The sequence below is a fragment of the Hymenobacter sp. UYAg731 genome (assembly GCF_054061335.1).
This window is the reverse complement of sequence record NZ_JBSSEC010000002.1, coordinates 258,703-274,882: the sequence shown is the minus strand read 5'-3', so window position 1 is coordinate 274,882 and position 16,180 is coordinate 258,703. Positions and strand designations below refer to the sequence as shown.

Annotated in this window: 10 protein-coding genes; 4 read left to right on the top strand and 6 right to left on the bottom strand. The window is 63.0% G+C overall.

All coding sequences use genetic code 11. The features are described 5' to 3' along the window. Window positions 1–9: 9 nt before the first annotated feature. The gene (locus ACVWYF_RS05690; RefSeq protein WP_457065517.1) at window positions 10–690 is read left to right on the top strand and encodes a hypothetical protein; all 681 of its coding nucleotides are present in this window, start codon (window positions 10–12) and stop codon (window positions 688–690) included. 237 nt (window positions 691–927) lie between these two features. On the opposite strand, the gene ACVWYF_RS05685 is transcribed toward ACVWYF_RS05690, so the two are convergent. The 4 genes from ACVWYF_RS05685 to msrA all read right to left on the bottom strand — a co-directional run bounded on the left by ACVWYF_RS05685 (window position 928) and on the right by msrA (window position 9,443). Then, window positions 928–2,466, bottom strand: coding sequence for a family 43 glycosylhydrolase (locus tag ACVWYF_RS05685; protein WP_457065515.1), 1,539 nt, complete (start codon window positions 2,464–2,466; stop codon window positions 928–930). A gap of 577 nt (window positions 2,467–3,043) precedes the next feature. Further along, window positions 3,044–4,198 (bottom strand): methionine aminotransferase, encoded by a 1,155-nt coding sequence (locus ACVWYF_RS05680; RefSeq protein ID WP_457065513.1) that lies wholly within the window; start codon window positions 4,196–4,198, stop codon window positions 3,044–3,046. 179 nt (window positions 4,199–4,377) lie between these two features. Next, window positions 4,378–8,613 (bottom strand): PAS domain-containing sensor histidine kinase, encoded by a 4,236-nt coding sequence (locus ACVWYF_RS05675; protein WP_457065511.1) that lies wholly within the window; start codon window positions 8,611–8,613, stop codon window positions 4,378–4,380. A 155-nt stretch (window positions 8,614–8,768) separates the two neighbouring features. Further along, a complete protein-coding gene (gene msrA / locus ACVWYF_RS05670) occupies window positions 8,769–9,443 on the bottom strand; it encodes a peptide-methionine (S)-S-oxide reductase MsrA (protein ID WP_457065509.1) in 675 nt (224 codons plus the stop codon). Between the two features lie 376 nt (window positions 9,444–9,819). Between msrA and ACVWYF_RS05665 the strand changes: the two genes are divergently transcribed. The 3 genes from ACVWYF_RS05665 (at window position 9,820) to ACVWYF_RS05655 (ending at window position 13,954) form a co-directional block, all read left to right on the top strand. Further along, entirely contained in the window at window positions 9,820–10,218 is a 399-nt protein-coding gene (locus ACVWYF_RS05665; RefSeq protein WP_457065507.1) for a hypothetical protein, read from the top strand. Between the two features lie 86 nt (window positions 10,219–10,304). Beyond that, window positions 10,305–11,309, top strand: coding sequence for a fatty acid desaturase (locus ACVWYF_RS05660; RefSeq protein ID WP_457065505.1), 1,005 nt, complete (start codon window positions 10,305–10,307; stop codon window positions 11,307–11,309). A gap of 140 nt (window positions 11,310–11,449) precedes the next feature. Then, a complete protein-coding gene (locus tag ACVWYF_RS05655) occupies window positions 11,450–13,954 on the top strand; it encodes a TonB-dependent receptor plug domain-containing protein (protein WP_457065503.1) in 2,505 nt (834 codons plus the stop codon). A gap of 73 nt (window positions 13,955–14,027) precedes the next feature. Here ACVWYF_RS05655 and ACVWYF_RS05650 read toward each other — a convergent pair whose 3' ends face one another. Further along, a complete protein-coding gene (locus ACVWYF_RS05650) occupies window positions 14,028–14,573 on the bottom strand; it encodes a YceI family protein (protein WP_457065501.1) in 546 nt (181 codons plus the stop codon). Window positions 14,574–14,684: 111 nt separating this feature from the next. Next, window positions 14,685–16,019, bottom strand: a complete 1,335-nt coding sequence (locus ACVWYF_RS05645) for a Gfo/Idh/MocA family protein (RefSeq protein ID WP_457065499.1) — start codon at window positions 16,017–16,019, stop codon at window positions 14,685–14,687. Window positions 16,020–16,180: the final 161 nt, after the last annotated feature.

Below are 16,180 nucleotides of genomic sequence, written 5' to 3'. Positions count from 1 at the left end.
TATTCGTCTATGAAGCACCTATTTGTCTTCCTCTCGCTGCTGCTCACCTGGGGCAGCGCCCAGGCCCAAACTGAGAAACAAACCCCCGTAACGAAGCTGCCGGGCGAGGAAAACCTCAGCCTCCGCGAGCGCGCCGAGCGTGATTTTCTGATGCCGGTACGTCGCAAGAAAATCGCAGCCGAAACCTCCAAAGCCAGCACCGAAGACAATACAGCCGCTCCCGAAACCGACGCCACCGCCCACTACGCCGAGGCCACCGACGAAGCCGCTACCATGCCGGCCCGCACCGCCCGCAGCTACGAAGCCAGCCATGCCGAAGCCCTGGCCGCCCGCCGTGCCACCGCCCGCCGCGAAGAAGCCCGCGCCGAAGCCAGAGCCGAAGCCCGCGCTGAGGCTCGGGCCGAAGCCCGCCGCGCCGCCCGCCACAGCAGCAGCAAGTCGAAAGCCCACAAATCAACCGCGCACAGCAGCAGCAAGAGCAAGGCGAGCAAGTCGAAGAGCAAATCCAAGTCAGCCGCCCACAGCAGCAAAAGCACCTCGAAAAGCAAGAGCAGCAAAGCCAAAAGCAAAACCACCCACAGCAGCGCTTCGAAGGCCAAGAAAACCAGCGCCAAAAAGAGCACGGCTCACAAAACCACCAAGAAAGTAACGCCTTCCAAAACGAAGAGCAAGACCAAGCACCGCCGATAGTACGGTAGCTTGAAGCAGTGAAAACAGCAACGCCAGGCACAGTAGTGTCGGGCGTTGCTATTTGGGATAGCCCCAGCAGGGCGGTACATCGGTAGGATTAATCGATGCTAATATGACAAAGCCCCAGCGGGGCGACACTCGTCCAACAAGTGTCGCCCCGCTGGGGCTTTTGAATGCGTAAAATGACGGACCTACTACCGACATGCCGCCCCGCTGGGGCTTGAGTGTTCTAACACTCTACCGCTGGTTGCGGATGATGAAATTGTTGAACGTGGCCGTGCTGCCCTCGGCCCCTTGGGCCACCAGGGCCACGCGCACGCCCCGGTCCCAGGGCGGAAGGTAGGTGCCGTTCAGGGTAAAGCCTTCGGTGGGCAGGGGCTGCCAGGTGGCCCCGTCGGTGCTGTAGGCGAAGCGGTAGCGCTGGCCGCCCCACACTTCTAGGCGCAACGTGAGCGTGGAGCAGGCATCAATGAAAATGTTGACCAGGCACTGCTGCTTGCCGCTTTTCAGGTGCCAGATTTGGAGTTGGCCGTTGCCGGCCATCAGGGCCAGGGCGTTGTAGGGGTCGCCCACCGCCGCCAGGCCGGCGAAGGTGTCGGCGGGCAGGTTGGCGAAGTCGATGGTGGTGGCGGCCTTGTAGGTGGCGGCGTGGGTGCGGCGCGCCACCAGCGCCCCGAGGCGTGAGTCGTGGGCGGCGAGGTGCAGCTGGCCGTGGCGCACGGCCGTGGCGGGCGGCTGGCCAATGGGCCACTGCCACGCCAGGCCCAGGAGGTCGCCCCCGAACTCATCAGCCACGTTGAAGCGGGCCATGTCGGTAAGGGGTGGGGCCTGGGGGCTGCGGCTCACGAACTCGGGCCATTCCTGCTCATTCCAGGTGAACTCGCTGAGGAGCCCCTGGCGGCCCACAAACTCGTGGCTTTCGGCCGCGTAGGCGTGGTGCAGCAGAAACCAGCGGCCGTCCAACTCGGTCACGGTGCCGTGGCCGGGGCATTTCCAGGTGGTGTTGCGGTCGAGAATGGGGTTTTGCTCGTGCTTTTCCCAGGGGCCCAGCAGGTGGCGCGAGCGGGCCACGCCGGTGGCGTAGTTGCAACTCTTGCCGCAGCAGCTGTTGCCGGCGTAAAACATGTAGAACCAGCCGTTGTGCCGCACCAGGGCCGAGCCTTCCACGAGCGGGCCTTCCCACTTCACGTCGTTGCCGAACAGCTCGGTGGCTTCGCCGATGAGGGCGGTACGCTCCGGATTCAGGCGCTGCGCCCAGATGGGCGTATCCTGGTGGCAGGAGTTGCCGTCTTCCTTCCAGATGAGGTACAGGTCGCCGTGCTCATCGGGCATGGCGAAGCCGTCGATGGAGCCGGCCTCCTGGCCCACCAGGATGCCGTGGTCGGTGTAAGGGCCGGCGGGGTGGTCGGCGCTGGCCACGGCTACGCACAGCATCCCGCCCTTTTTGCGGGCGGTGTAGTACACGTAGGTGCGGCCGTTTTCATAGTAAAACTCGGGAGCCCAGAAGTTGGAGCCAGCCCAGTCGGGCAGCTTCTCGGGGAAAACGTGGCCCACCAGCTCCCAGTCGAGCAGATTCGGCGAAGTGAAAATCGGGAACACCGCGCCCCACTCGGCCGAAGTGGCGCTGGCCCAGTACGCATCGCCGATTTTGGTGACGGTGGGGTCGGGGAAGTCGCCGGGCAGCACCACATGGTCGTAGGAAACGCGGGCGGGGGCGGGCGGAATGCCGGGCGAGCCGGCGGTGAGGCGAGCCGCCATTTCTAGTTCAAATGACACGGGTGGGGAGTGTTAGGAGAATAGAAAAAAGCCGATTTGGATTATGGTTCAGCTTTCAATATTTCGAAAGGTATGAATTTGGAATAAATAGTGAATGCCGCCGGGGTATTAATGAGCCGAATACCGGAAAATAATCGGCGAACGGATAGTGGTAATAGACGAAACACAGACGTTCTAGGGGGCAATGGACTATTTATTGTCATGCCAATGAGGAAAAGCATACTTCGGGCCAATCTGATAATAGAGGCGGCGCAAGTATACGGTAAACAGGTTTATTCTAAGAAATTAAAACCGATGAAGATTTGCTGAAGCGCCTCGTGGCGCGAGGGCAACTGGCGAATAGTCGCGCTTATTTTCAAACTTCTGTTTTTCCGGAAGGGGGTAAGACATAGAATAGGCCGTTTTCTGCGGTTTAGGCCCTGTGGTGCAACGCGGGGAATTTTAGTAATCCCGGTGCTTACTCCGCTTCGGATTCCGGCAGAGACGATTCAAAAAACAAAAACTGCCCGCTTTTTCTGAGAAAACGGGCAGTTAAGAAAAATAACCAGGATTCAGGGGGCTCAAATGCAGGCGCGGGCTACGGACGGAGCCGCGCCGCCGCCGCTTGCAGCGTGGCCGATTCTTTGGCGAAGCAAAACCGGATGAGGCCGTCATCGAACCCATCGTGATAGAAGGCCGAGACGGGCACTACGGCCACGCCCTTGTCGCGGGCCAGGAACTGGGCAAAGGCCAGGTCACTGGCGGGCGAGAAGGCCTCGTAGCGGGCCAGCTGGAAGTAGCCACCGGGCACGGGCAGCAGTTCCCAGCCCGCGCCGTCGAGCAGAGCGCGAAACTCGTCGCGCTTCTGCTGGTAAAAACCGGCTAGGCCCCGGGCGTGGGCATCGGTGGCATCATCGGTGAGGGCATCAGCCAAGGCGTGCTGGGTGGGCGTGCTCACGGCAAAGGTGAGGAACTGATGCACCCGGCGCACTTCGGCCGTGAGGGCAGGCGGGGCCAGGCAGTAGCCCACTTTCCAGCCGGTGGCGTGGTAAGTTTTGCCAAAGGATGAGAGCACGAAGCTGCGCTCGCGCAGGGCGGGGTGCTGGCGGGCGCTCGTGCGCGGCGCGCCGTCGAACACGAGGTGCTCATACACTTCGTCGCTGAGCACCAGCGCATCGGTACCATCCAGGAGGCGGGCCAGCTCGTGCCAGTCGTCGGCCGTGAAAACCGCGCCACTGGGGTTGTGGGGCGTGTTCACGAGCACGAGGCGGGTGCGGGGCGATACCACGCGGCGCACGGCGTCCCAGTCGGGCCGGAAGTGGGGGGCGGGCAGGCGCACATAGCGCGGCACGCCGCCCTGCAGCCGAATGGCCGGCCCGTACAAATCATAGGCCGGCTCGAATACCAGCACCTCATCGCCGGGGCGAACCACGGCGGCCAGCACCGCATACAGCGCTTCGGTGGCCCCGGCCGTGATGGTGATTTCGGTGGCCGGGTCGGGGGCGGGCGCGTCGGCGTGGAGGCGGGCTACCTGGGCAGCAATGGCCTCGCGCAGCCGGGGCAGGCCGGGCATGGGCGCGTACTGGTGGTGGCCGGGGATGAGGGCGTGGCGGGCCAGGGCCTCCAGCAACTCCTGCGGCGGGTCGTAATCGGGAAAGCCCTGGGCCAGGTTGATGGCCCCGGTTTCCTGGGCCAGCAGAGTCATTTGGGTGAAAATGCTGACGCCAACGTCGGGGAGCTTGGACTGGAGCACGGGTGGGGGAGGAAAGAGGGGTTATTAGGGATTCGAAGGAACGTCATGCAGAGTGCAGCGAAGCATCTTTACCGCAATGCTAAATCCTTTCGATTGGATTACTTGCGCGGTAAAGATGCTTCGCTGCGCTCTGCATGACGTTCTCTTTCAACATGACGTGCTTTCGAAACCGTGGTTCCTCATAAATAAATCTGAAACATCGTCCCTTCGTCCACCTTGCTGCTCACTTCGAGCCGGCCGCCGTGGTTCTGCACAATGCGGTTAACGAGGTAGAGGCCCATGCCGGTGCCGTCAACATGGGCGTGGAAGCGCCGGAACAACTGAAACAGCTGCGGGCCAAAGCGGTCGAGGTCGATGCCCAAGCCGTTGTCCTGCACCGTGAGGGTGGGGCGGCCGGTGAGGGCATCGGGGGTACTGCTGAGGCGGATGCACGGCGGCCGGCCGGGGGCGGCGTACTTCAGCGAGTTGCTGATGAGGTTGAATAAGACGCTTTGCAGGTTGAGGCGCACGAAATTAACCACCGGAAAAGTGGCGAAGTCCAGCTCCAACGTTGCTCCGGTCTGCTCAATCTGGTCGTGCAGACTGGCTATTATTTCGCCCGCCAGCCGGCTAAGGTCCACGGCCTCCACGGGCAGCTCCTGCTGCTGGCGCTGCACCTGCACAATGGCGCTCAGGTCGTCGATGGTGGCATAAATCCGGTTCAGGGCACGCTCGAAGTAGCCGATGAGCTTGATGGCGTCGGGGTCGCGGAAATAGGCCGTGCGGGTTAGCTCCTCAAAAATGCCGGCCATGTTGTTGATGGGCTGCTTGAGGTCGTGCGAGGCGGTATACACAAAGTTGTCTAGGTCCTCGTTGGTGCGCGTGAGGCGGGCATTCTGGGCTTCGAGCTGCTCCTGCACCCGCTTGAAATCTTGGATGTCGGTGTGGGCCCCCACCCACAACGATATTACGCCGCTCTTGTCCCGGATGGCTTCGCCCCGCACCAGAAACCAGCGGTAGTTGCCGTGGCGGTCGCGCCAGCGGGTTTCGTCTTCGAAGGCTTCGCCCGTGGCCAAGCTATGGCGCCACTTGCTCACGGTCGATAACAGGTCGTCGGGGTGTACTACCCGTTCCCATCCCCAGTCCTGCAACTGGGCAAACGTGGCCCCGGTGAAGGCATACCAGCGCTGGCTGTAGTACGTAGCATTCCCTTCGGGATTGGCGGTCCAGGCCATCTGGGGCAGGGTTTCCATCAATTGCTGAAAGCGGGCCTGGCTGGCCAGCACTTGCTCCTGCAGCAGGCGCTGCTGATGTACGTCGGTATTGGTGCCGTACCACTTCAGGATGTGGCCGCCGGGCGCACGGCGGGCCTGGGCCTGGCCCAGAAACCAGCGGTATTGCCCGTCGTAGCGGCGCAGGCGGAACTCGGCTTCGTAGTAACGCTGGCTGGTAATGGCGGCCTGCCACCGCTCCTGCATGGTGGCGCGGTCGTCGGGATGCACGAAGCTGAGCCAGTGCGCCGCCCCGTTTTTCTCCATGGCTTCGCCCAGATAAGCGGCCGTGCGGTGGTTGTAGAAGTCCACGGTGCCATCGGGCCGGGCCGTCCACACCTGCTGCGGAATACTCTCGGCCTGAATGCGTTGCTCTTCCTCGCTGGTCGCCAGCTGGGTCTGCAGATGGCGCAGCTCGGTCACGTCGGTGTTGGTGCCAAACCAGCGCACCACTTCGCCGGTCTCCGCGTCGCGGATGGGCCGGGCGCGGCTCAGAAACCAGCGGTACTCGCCGTCGTGGCGGCGCAGTGGGAAGGTGTCTTCCCACGGCTGCCCGGCCTGGATGGCAGCCAGGTAGCGGGCATTAATGTCCGTCAGCAGCGCGGGGTCATGCACGGCCTGCCAGCCCGTGCCCTTCATCCTGGCCAGGGTGGTCCCCGTGTAATCGTACCAGCGCTGGTTATACCAGAAAATATAGCCCGTGGCATCGGCCATCCAGGCCAACTGGGCCATGTTGTCGGCCAGCGCGGCAAAGTCGGTGCGGCTGCGGGCCAGCTCCTCGGTGCGCTCGTGCAGGTCGTGGATTTCCACGGTGGCCGCGCTGAAGCCGGCCAGCTGCCCGGCGGCATCGGCGTAGGGCCGCACTTTGGTCTGAAACCAGCGCAGCTCACCATCGTGCCGGCGGCAGCGAAAGGTGGCCTGCCAGGCCTCGCCGGCGGCCATCGCGGCCTGGGCCACGGCCCCCACGGTGGCGCGGTCGTCGGGCGGCAATGATTCCCAGGCTACATCAAGCGCGGCGGCCGGGTCTAGGCCGGTGTACTCGTAGAAGTAAGGGTTGGTGTAGGTAATGGAGCCGCGCGGGTCGAAGTTGAAAATGAACACCGGCACCGAAGCCGTGATGGCATTCACCTGCTCGTTGCGGCGGTTCATTTCGGCGGCCAGGGCCTCGGCGCGCTGGCGGGCGAGCACGCGCTCGGTGGCTTCCAGGGCAAAGCTTAGCACGCCGTACACCTGGTTCCGGTCGTCGCGCAGGGGCACTAGGTTCAGGTCGAAGTAATGCTCGGTGGGGAACTCATCGGGCTGGTGGCCGGGCAGTCGGATGAGCATTTCGTGCCCCGTGAACGGCTCGCCGGTCTGGTACACGCGGTCGAGGAGCTCCAAAAAGCCCTGCTCTGCCACTTCGGGCTGCACCTCGGCCACGGGCTGGCCCAGGCGGGGGCGCGGGCTCATCAGCTCATTATAGCCGGCATTGAAGAACGAGTAGCGGTGGTCAGCCCCCTCAAACGTGGCAATGAAGGCCGGGGCCTGAGCCAGAATCTGGCTCAGCTGCTGGTCCTTGAGTTCGAGGCGGTGCCGGGCCTCGTGTAGCTCGTGAATATCAAGGTCGGAGCCGAACCACTGGCGGGCGCGGCCCACGGCATCGGCCAGCGGCTCGGGCACGCCCTGGCTCATAAACCAGCGGTACTCGCCGTCGTGGCGGCGCAGGCGCAGCTCGTAGCGCCACGGCGTGCCGGCGGCCAGCGCGGCGGCATACGCGGTGGCCACGCGGGCAGTATCGTCGGGGTGCAGGCAGGCGGCCCAGGCCTCGGCCAAGTCATCGGTGGGCCGGGTACCGGTGTAGGCGTACCACTGCGGGCTGAGGTAGAGCACCTGCCCGGCCTGGTCGCTGATGAAGGTGATGGACGGCAGGCTTTCGGTCACGCGGCGCAGGCGCTGGTCGGCGGCGCGGGCTTCGGCCAGCAGGGCCTCGTTGCGCTGTCGGGCCTGCACCTGCTCGGTCACGTCGAGGCTGTAGGCCAGCACGCCGGGGGCAGCCCCCGGCTCGCCGGCCAGCGGCAGGTAGCCGAAGTTGTTGTAATGTTCCCGAAGCTCGCCGGTGGCGGGGTCGGTTAGAATCGAATGCTCTTCGTGGCCCAGCACGGGCTGGCCTGTAGCCACCACCTGCTGCAATAGTTTCAGGTAGCCTTGGTCGGCAATTTCGGGTAGGCTCGCGGCCACGGTGGTGCCAATGCCCACGCGCGGCCCCATCATCTCGCGGGCACGGGCCGAGAGGAAGGTGAACCGAAAATCAGGCGCTTCCATCGAGGTGATGGTGAGCGGCAGCTGGTCGAGGATGCGCTGCATGTGGCGCTGCTGGGCATCCACCTGCAACTGGGCACGCTGCCGGGCGTCCACGTCGGTACACAGGCCAAACCAGCGCTGCACCTGCCCAGCGGCCCCGCGCTGGGCCACCACCTGCGCCAGAAACCAGCGGTACTCACCATCGATGCCGCGCATCCGGAATTCCAGCTCGAAGGGCTGCGTGCTGTGCAGCGCCTCGCCCCACCGGGCATACATCCCGGCCAGGTCATCGGGATGGATAATCTGCTGCCACAGGGCGGCTTTATCGGCCGCCGTCATTTGCAGCACGTCATGGCCGGTGTAGGCGATGAAGCGCTGGTTGGTATAGTCGGCCTCACCCTGCGCATTGGTGGCCCAGATGAGTTGGGGCAGGCTTTCGGCCAAAAAACGAAACCGTTCCTGCTCCTGCGTGGCTGCCAGCTGGCTTTGCACCTGCGGCGTCACATCAAGCAGGCGTAGCAGCACGTACTGCGCCTGCTCCGGCGGAATGGGCTGGAGCGTGGCCTGCCAGTAGCCGGGCGGCGCGGGTTCTATAAGGGCGGGGTCGGGCATCAGCACCTGCGTGGTGCCGGCCAGCGCGGCCGCTAGCGCCGGGGCCCAGGCGGGGCTGGCGGCCAGCAGTGCCCCGCCCGCTTCAATCGCGGCGCGCAGGGCCGCCAGGGGCTGGCCGATGAGCACGCCGGGGGCGGTGCCGGCGGGCAGCAGGGCGGCCATGGCCGCGTTCAGGTGCAGCACGGTGCCGTCGGGGGCCAGCACGCCGTGGGGTGCGGGCAGCAGCGAAAACAGCAGCTCAAAATCCAGCGCGGGCGAGGCAGCAAACGACATAAACGGGCGGGGCATTCAACCGAAATCAACCTCCAGCGGGTCGTTTCTATGTTCAAAGATAGGCTGCTGGCAGCAGGTGCATAGCAGCTACCAAAAAGCCCCGGCCGTTGCGGGCCAGGGCTTTTCAAGCAGCGCACCAACTGAACAGGCGGCGACTACAACGGGTTTTTCAGGTCTTTCGGAAACAGCTTCTGCACATGCTCTACCTTGTGCGCCGAAACGTGGGCGATGTAGGGGTTTTCGGGGTGCAGGCGGTAGTAGCCCTGATGGTAGTCCTCGGCGGGCCAGAACTTCTGGAACGGCACTACCTGGGTCACAATCTTGCTGTCGTATTCCTTCGCACCATTGACTTTGGCGATGGTCGCTTCCAGGATTTTCTTTTCCTCCGGGGTGCGGTAGAACACGGCCGAGCGGTACTCCGGGCCGGCATCCGGCCCCTGGCGGTTGAGCTGGGTGGGGTCGTGCGAGGCGGTGAAGAAAATGTCGGCCAGCGTCTGGTAGCTGATGACTTTGGGGTCGTAGTAAATCTGCACCGTTTCGGTGTGGCCGGTGGTTTTGTCGGCCACTTCCTCGTAGGTGGGGTTGGCTTTGGTGCCGCCGGCGTAGCCGCTCACTACTTGCTTCACGCCTTTTATCTGTTCAAAAGCCTCTTCCTGCGCCCAAAAGCAGCCGCCGGCAAACGTGGCCTGGGCCAGCCCCGTCAGGTTGGTGGGCGCGAAGCCGGCCGTGGAGCGCGGCGGGTTTTGGGCATCGGCGGGCTGCTGCGAGCCGCAGGCAAAAGTGAAGGCCAGCAGGCCAATGCCAAACACGGATTTCAATTGACTTTTCATAAAAATTGAGACGAAGAGGGGAATGCCAAAAAGGAGTTGCTGGGGTGGTAGACGCAGCCCGGCCGCCGGCCTTACAGCCCGCGCCAAGCTCTTTGCTGGCTGATGTACGGCCCTGAGCGCGGTACGGGTTGGCAGGGTGGCGCGGCTAGTGGCCGGGCTGGCAACCACAACACGGCAGATATAAGTCCGGTTGCGGATTCAACCGGATTTTTACGGATGCCTGACATGGAGTTGCCTGTATTTATACGTAGATACTGTTTCCCATGTATCGTGCCCGGGCACGAGCCAAGCGTAAAAGGTGTGGTACTGGATAATGGTCTGCATCTTTTGCTACGTACTTCACGTAGCAGGCGCTGTTGCCGTCCAATCCAATGCTATGTCCCTGCAAACTTTACTTGAAGCACCTACCATCACCATTTCCTACGACCACCTGAACGAATGGCTGCTGGCCGACTGGCACGGCAACCAGGATTTGGCCAGCGTGCAGTTCGGCGGCCAGGAAATGCTACGGCTTATGCAGTCGCAGCGCTGCCACAAAGTGCTGAACGACAACACCCGCGTAACCAGCATGTGGAGCGACGCCGCCGAGTGGGCCGGCAAAGACTGGTTCCCGGCCATGACGGCCGCCGGCCTGCAATATTTCGCCTGGGTATACTCGCCCAACCTCTACAGCCGCCTTTCCACCGACCTCACCCTGCAGTTCACGGGCGGCCAGCCGGTGGTGGCCACTTTCGACGACGTGGCCACCGCCAAAGCCTGGCTGACGCAGATGTAGCGCGGCCCGGAACTGAACCAATTTGCCGTATTTTTGTCTGAAAGGCCGGGCGCGTCGCTATTCATTGCGCCCCCTTTTGGCACCTTATGGCATCCGCACCTACCGCTTTCACCGTGGCCACGGCCCCCGAGCCGCACCGCATCCGCACCCGCCAAATCATCAAGGCCCACCCCGAGGTGAAGCAGCTGATGACGCGCAACCCCACCACCTTCCTCATCGGGCTGGGCTGCGTGGTGGCCCAGGTGGCCATTGCGTATTTCCTGCGCCACCAGGCTTGGTACTGGACCATTCCGGTGGCTTATCTGGTGGGGGCGTTTTTCTCGCACACGCTGTTTGTGGTGATTCACGAAGCGGCCCACAACCTGGTTTTTAAGAAGCTGTGGCAGAACGTAGCCACCGGCATTCTGGCTAATTTTCCGTCGATTTTCCCCACGGCCATCAGCTTCAAGAATTTCCACATCAAGCACCACGTTTTTCAGGGCGTGCATGAGCTCGATGCCGACCTGCCCGACTGGTACGAGGCCAAGCTGATTAACAACTACAGTTTTGGCAAGGCCATCTGGCTGTTTTTCTTCCCGGTTTTTCAGCTAATTCGCACCATCCGCTGCCGCGAAATTGCCACCGTCGACAAGTACGTTTTTGCCAACATCGCGGCCCAGGTGGCCTTCGATGCCGCCATCGTCTACTTCTTTGGCTGGACGGCGCTGCTGTACCTGTTCCTAAGCTTCTGGTTCTCCGTCGGCCTGCACCCGCTGGGTGCCCGCTGGATTCAGGAGCACTACCTCACCCTGAGCGACTCGCAGGAAACCTATTCCTACTACGGCCGCCTCAACGGCATCAACCTCAACGTGGGCTTCCACAACGAGCACCACGATATGCCCAGCATTCCGTGGAATAACCTGCCCAAGCTCAAAACCGTGGCCCCCGAGTTCTACGAGCCCCTGCTGGCCCACACCAGCTACACCAAGCTGTTCTTTATGTTCCTGTTCGACCAGGAAATCAGCCTCTACTCGCGCATCATGCGCAAGGAGCGCGGCACGGCCACCCTCAAGGACCAGAGCGTGCCCGATAAGGAGCTGCTTTCGGCCTAAGGCCCGCCCTCTCTTACTGGAATGCCCGGCGCGCCCGACCACTTTGGCCGGGCGCTCTTATATTGAGCCGGTTTCGGAGTAGCTCTATGCCTGCGCCGCTTGCCGAAAGCCCTTTCCGCCGCGTTTCTTTCCACCGTTTCATGTCGTTTTCTACCCGATTGCGCCCACGCCGGGCGTGGCAGCCGGCTGCCCTGCTGGCCTTATTAGCGCTGAGCGCCGCCGCATTTCGCTCACCCCCCGACGATGAGGTGGTGCGCCACATCGTGCTGAGCGTGCGGCGATTTTATGCCGCCGCCCTGCCCGAAAAAGCTTACCTGCACCTCGACAAGCCCTGGTACACGGCCGGCGAAACCATCTGGCTGAAGGCCTACGTAGTGGATGCCGCCCGCCACCAGCCCGATACCCTCAGCAAGGTGTTGCACGTAGAGCTGCTGAATGCCAGCAACCAGCTGGTGGCCCGCCGCAACCTGCACCTGGAAGCCGGCCTGGCCCCCGGCGACGTGGCCCTGCCCGACACCCTTACGCCCGGCAACTACACCCTGCGGGCCTATACCAGCTGGATGCGCAACACCGACCCCGGCTTTTTCTACAGCCGCCAGGTCACCATCTGGCCCGCCGCCCCGGACGAAGCCCCCGACTCGAAGCCGGGGGCGGTGCGGGCCCGGGCCGCCGCCGCCCGCCAGCTGGCCCAGGCCGTGGCCACCCCGCCCGACGTGCAGTTTTTTCCCGAAGGCGGCAACCTGGTGGCCGGCCTCGAAAACACCGTGGCATTTAAAATCACCGACTTCGCCGCCCACGGCCTTGATGTGGAAGGCAAGGTATTCGATGCTGACAATAAGCAGGTTGCCGCCTTCCGCAACAGTCACTTTGGTATGGGCACGTTCACGCTCCTGCCGGTGGCGGGGCAGCGCTACCACGCGGTGCTGGCCCCGGCCGCCGTGCCCATTACGGTGGCCTTGCCCGAAGTGAAAGCCAGCGGCTACACGCTGCACGTCGTCACGTTTCCCAACGAGTACTTCGTGGCCATCCGGCAGCAGGGCGGGAGCGGCGGGCCGGTGCTGCTGCTGGGCCAGGTGCGCGGCCAGGCGGCCTACGTGGGCCAGGGCCAGCTAACGGGGGGCGAAACGTTTACGGCCCGCATTCCAAAAAGCAGGTTTCCGGCCGGCATCGTGCATTTCACGCTGTTTGATGGGCAGGGCACGCCGCTGGCCGAGCGGCTGGCCTTTGCCCAAACCGACCCCGGCCTGCACGTCACCCTCACGCCCGACCGGCCCAGCTACGGCCCCCGCCAGCCGGTGCGCGTGCGCGTGGCCGTGGCCAATGCCGCCGGCGAGCCGGTGGCCGCCAACCTGTCGCTGGCCTTGACCGATGCCGGCGTGGCCGATGCCAATGCCGAAACCATTGCCTCCAATCTGCTGCTGACCTCCGACCTGGCGGGCTACGTCGAAGCCCCCGGCTACTATTTCCAAAACCCCACCCTCGAAACGGCCCAGCACCTCGATGCCCTGCTGCTCACGCAGGGCTGGCGCCGCTTTGCCTGGAAACAGGTGTTGAGTAACCAGCCTCTGGAGCACGAGTTCAGCGTTGAGCGCTCGGTGAGCTTGTTGGGCCAGATGCTGCAGCGCAACGGCAAGCCGGTGCCGGGCGGCAAGCTCAGCTTTTTGCAAACGGCACCCACCAAGTTTTTCATGGCCACCACCGTCGACCAGGAAGGCCGCTTCCTGTTCAACGGCATTGAGGGCTGCGACACCATTCGCGTGACGCTACAGGCCCGCACCAGCAAAGACGGCCGCAACGCCGAGCTACACCTCGACCCCGGGCCGCCTGTGTCCCGCCGGCCGCTGGTCCCGCTGCCCGTGCAGGCCCCCAATGCCCTGGCCGACGCCCTGGCCCGTAGCCAGCAGCAGCGCGCCGCCGAACGTCGGTTCCGGCTCGATACCACCAAAACCATTCTCCTCGGCGGCGTGACGGTGAAGGGAGCCAAGGCCGTGGAAAACGACCCGCGCCGGCTCTATCCGCCCGGAAATGCCACCGTGCTGAGACCGGATAAGTACATTACCACCGGCAACACATCGGTACTCCAGCTGCTCCAGGGCCGGGTGGCGGGCGTCGCCGTTACCGGCACCGGCGACAACACGAATGTCTTGATTCGGGGCATCACCAGCCTGTCCGGCAACTCCTCCCCGTTGTTCCTGCTCGACGGCGTGCCCGTGGATGTGGGCACGCTGGCCTACTTCCCGGCGTCGGACGCTGAAAGTATTGAAGTCCTGAAAGGGGCACAGGCCGCCATCTACGGCAGCCGGGCCTCGGGCGGCGTCATTGCCGTGTATTCGCGGCGGGGCAGCCCCGCCTACAATCCCTTGTTAGAGCCCGTGCCGGGCGTGGCCGTGCTGCATTTGCCGGGCTACTACTGCGGGCGCGAATTTTACGTGCCCCGCTACGATGCGCCCAAAACCAACCGCGACTTCCCGGATACCCGCCGCTCCACGCTCTATTGGAACCCCACCGTGCGCACCGATGCCACGGGCCAGGCCGAAGTAACATTCTTTACTTCCGATGCCAAAGGCACGTTTCAGCTCCGCACCGAAGGCCTGTCCCAAGCCGGCCAGCCCGCCCAGGGCCAGAGCAGCCTGCGGGTAGAATAAAAACCAAACCCATAACGCAAAAAGCGGTGGCTCCCAAAGGAGCCACCGCTTTTTGCGTTATGAAGGCTGCTGGTTACGCCTGCTTGGCAAACTGCACGTTGATAATCAGCTTCACGTCGTCGCCCAGCACGATGGCACCAGCCTCGGTGATGCCGCCCCAGACGAGGCCAAACTCTTTGCGGTTGATTTTGCCGCTTACTTCGAAGCCGGCCTTGTGGTTGCCGTAGAAATCGACGGCCGAGCCGCCGTATTCGGCTTCCAGGGTCACGGGCTTGGTCACGTCCTTCACCGTCAGGTTGCCGGTCACCTTGTAGTCGTTGCCGCCGGTTTTCACGAACGAAGTCGACTCAAATTTGATGTGCGGGAATTTGGCCGAGTCAAAGAACTCCTCGCCGCGCAGGTGGGCATCGCGCTGCTCCTGGTTGGTGCTGATGCTTTCCACGTCGAGCGAAAACTCCACTTTGGCATTGTCAAAGTTGTCATCAGCGGCCGACTCCATCGAGCCCGCGAAGGTGCTGAACGAACCCGTGACGGTGGAAATAACCAAGTGCTTGATTTTGAACTGCACTTCGGAGTGCATGGGGTCGAGTACCCATTTGGTGGCGGTGGTATCGGACATGGCGTTGGGGGTTGAAAAGGTGAATTGAGAATGCAAAGATAATCAATGTTGCTACATTTGATGTCGATACATTAATTATTTTTTAGCCCAACGCTTCTTGCTCCCAAAAGTTCAAATGCCCCGCGTGGCCGAGGGCTGTAAGGTAGTCAAACTGCTGATTTTGACGGGCTGGCCGCTGTCGATGCTGTTGCGGGCCGCGATGCCCACCAGGCAGGCCATGGCCCCGTCGCGGGTGCCGGCGGCCTGGCGGTGGGGGTCCTGGCCGTCGGGGGCGAAGATTTGCTTGCGCAGGCGTACGTCGCCGCCGCCGTGGCCCTCCTCGTTGTTGGGGATGCGGATGATTTCGCGCTTGCCAAAATTGGTGGTGAGCTGGATTTCGTCAAACGCCTCTTCCTCCCACGGCTGCTTTTCCTTAATCCAGGCTTCGAGCCGGCCCTTGGTGCCGTTGAAGGCAATGCGGTAGCCCTCGTAAGGCGAGTGCGTGGTGAGCGAATAGCTGACCTGCACCTGGTTGGCGTACTTAATCTGCACAGCCATCTTGTCGAAAATATCGATGTCCTCCTTCCACACGCAGCCGTCGCGGTGGTAGCCGTCGTACTGCTCGTTGTCGGCATAAATGGCCATCAGGCGCTTGTCCTTGGTCATGTCGAAGTAGAACGCGCACTTGTCTTTGTAGGGGCAGGGCCGGCAGTGGGTGTGCCGGAAGTCATTATTCTTGCCGTAAAAATTGAGCTGGCCGTAAGCGAACACCTCTTCCGGGTCCGATTCCAGCCACCAGTTCAGCAGGTCGAAATGGTGGGTGGCCTTATGCACCAGCAGCGAGCCGCTGTTCTGGCGCAGGCGGTGCCAGCGGCGGAAGTAGTCGGCCCCGTGATGCACGTCGAGGTACCAGTGGAAATCGGCGGCTTCCACCTTGCCAATCACGCCGTTGCGCAGCAGCTCGTACAGCTTCTGGCGGTGTGGCGAGTAGCGATAATTGAACGTGACTTTCACTTGGCGGCCGGTGCGCTTTTCGGCATCGAGAATCTGCTGGCACTTCTTCTCGTCGGTGGTCATCGGCTTTTCAGTCACAATGTCGGCCCCGTATTCCATGCCTTTCACGATGAATTCGTTGTGGGTGGCATCCACCGTGGTCACGATGAGGACGTCGGGCTTGGTTTCCCGCATCATCTTGTCGAAATCGGTGTAGGTGGGGCAATCCACGCCCAGCATCCGCTTGCCGGTGGCTACGCGGCCGGGGTTGATGTCGCAGAGGCCCACGAACTCCATGCTCTTGCCGTGCTCGGCCAGCACGGGCGTGCCCCACATGCCCAGGCCGCGGTGGCCAGTGCCCACCATGGCCACGCGCTTCTTTTTGGGCGCGAGGGCCGAGGCAATGACGTTGTTGGTCAGCAGTGAGCCGGCCAGGGCCGTGCCGGTAAGCTGCGCAAAAGTTCGACGTTCCATAACGGGCGGGAATTGATTGGTTTGAGGCCCGTAAGTTGGTGGCTTTGGCGCGGATTGCGGATGGGTGGACGCGACTATAATTGCGCAATCGTTCCCGGTGAGCGCAGAATAAAGCAAGTAAATGGAACGTCATGCTGAGCGCAGCCGAAGCATCTCTACCG

Excerpts from the sequence above, each read along its gene's own strand:
- ACVWYF_RS05690 (WP_457065517.1), top strand. The coding sequence starts at position 10 with ATGAAGCACCTATTTGTCTTCCTCTCGCTGCTGCTCACCTGGGGCAGC.
- ACVWYF_RS05675 (WP_457065511.1), bottom strand. The coding sequence starts at position 8,613 with ATGTCGTTTGCTGCCTCGCCCGCGCTGGATTTTGAGCTGCTGTTTTCG.
- msrA (WP_457065509.1), bottom strand. The coding sequence starts at position 9,443 with ATGAAAAGTCAATTGAAATCCGTGTTTGGCATTGGCCTGCTGGCCTTC.
- ACVWYF_RS05665 (WP_457065507.1), top strand. The coding sequence starts at position 9,820 with ATGTCCCTGCAAACTTTACTTGAAGCACCTACCATCACCATTTCCTAC.
- ACVWYF_RS05660 (WP_457065505.1), top strand. The coding sequence starts at position 10,305 with ATGGCATCCGCACCTACCGCTTTCACCGTGGCCACGGCCCCCGAGCCG.
- ACVWYF_RS05655 (WP_457065503.1), top strand. The coding sequence starts at position 11,450 with ATGTCGTTTTCTACCCGATTGCGCCCACGCCGGGCGTGGCAGCCGGCT.
- ACVWYF_RS05650 (WP_457065501.1), bottom strand. The coding sequence starts at position 14,573 with ATGTCCGATACCACCGCCACCAAATGGGTACTCGACCCCATGCACTCC.
- ACVWYF_RS05645 (WP_457065499.1), bottom strand. The coding sequence starts at position 16,019 with ATGGAACGTCGAACTTTTGCGCAGCTTACCGGCACGGCCCTGGCCGGC.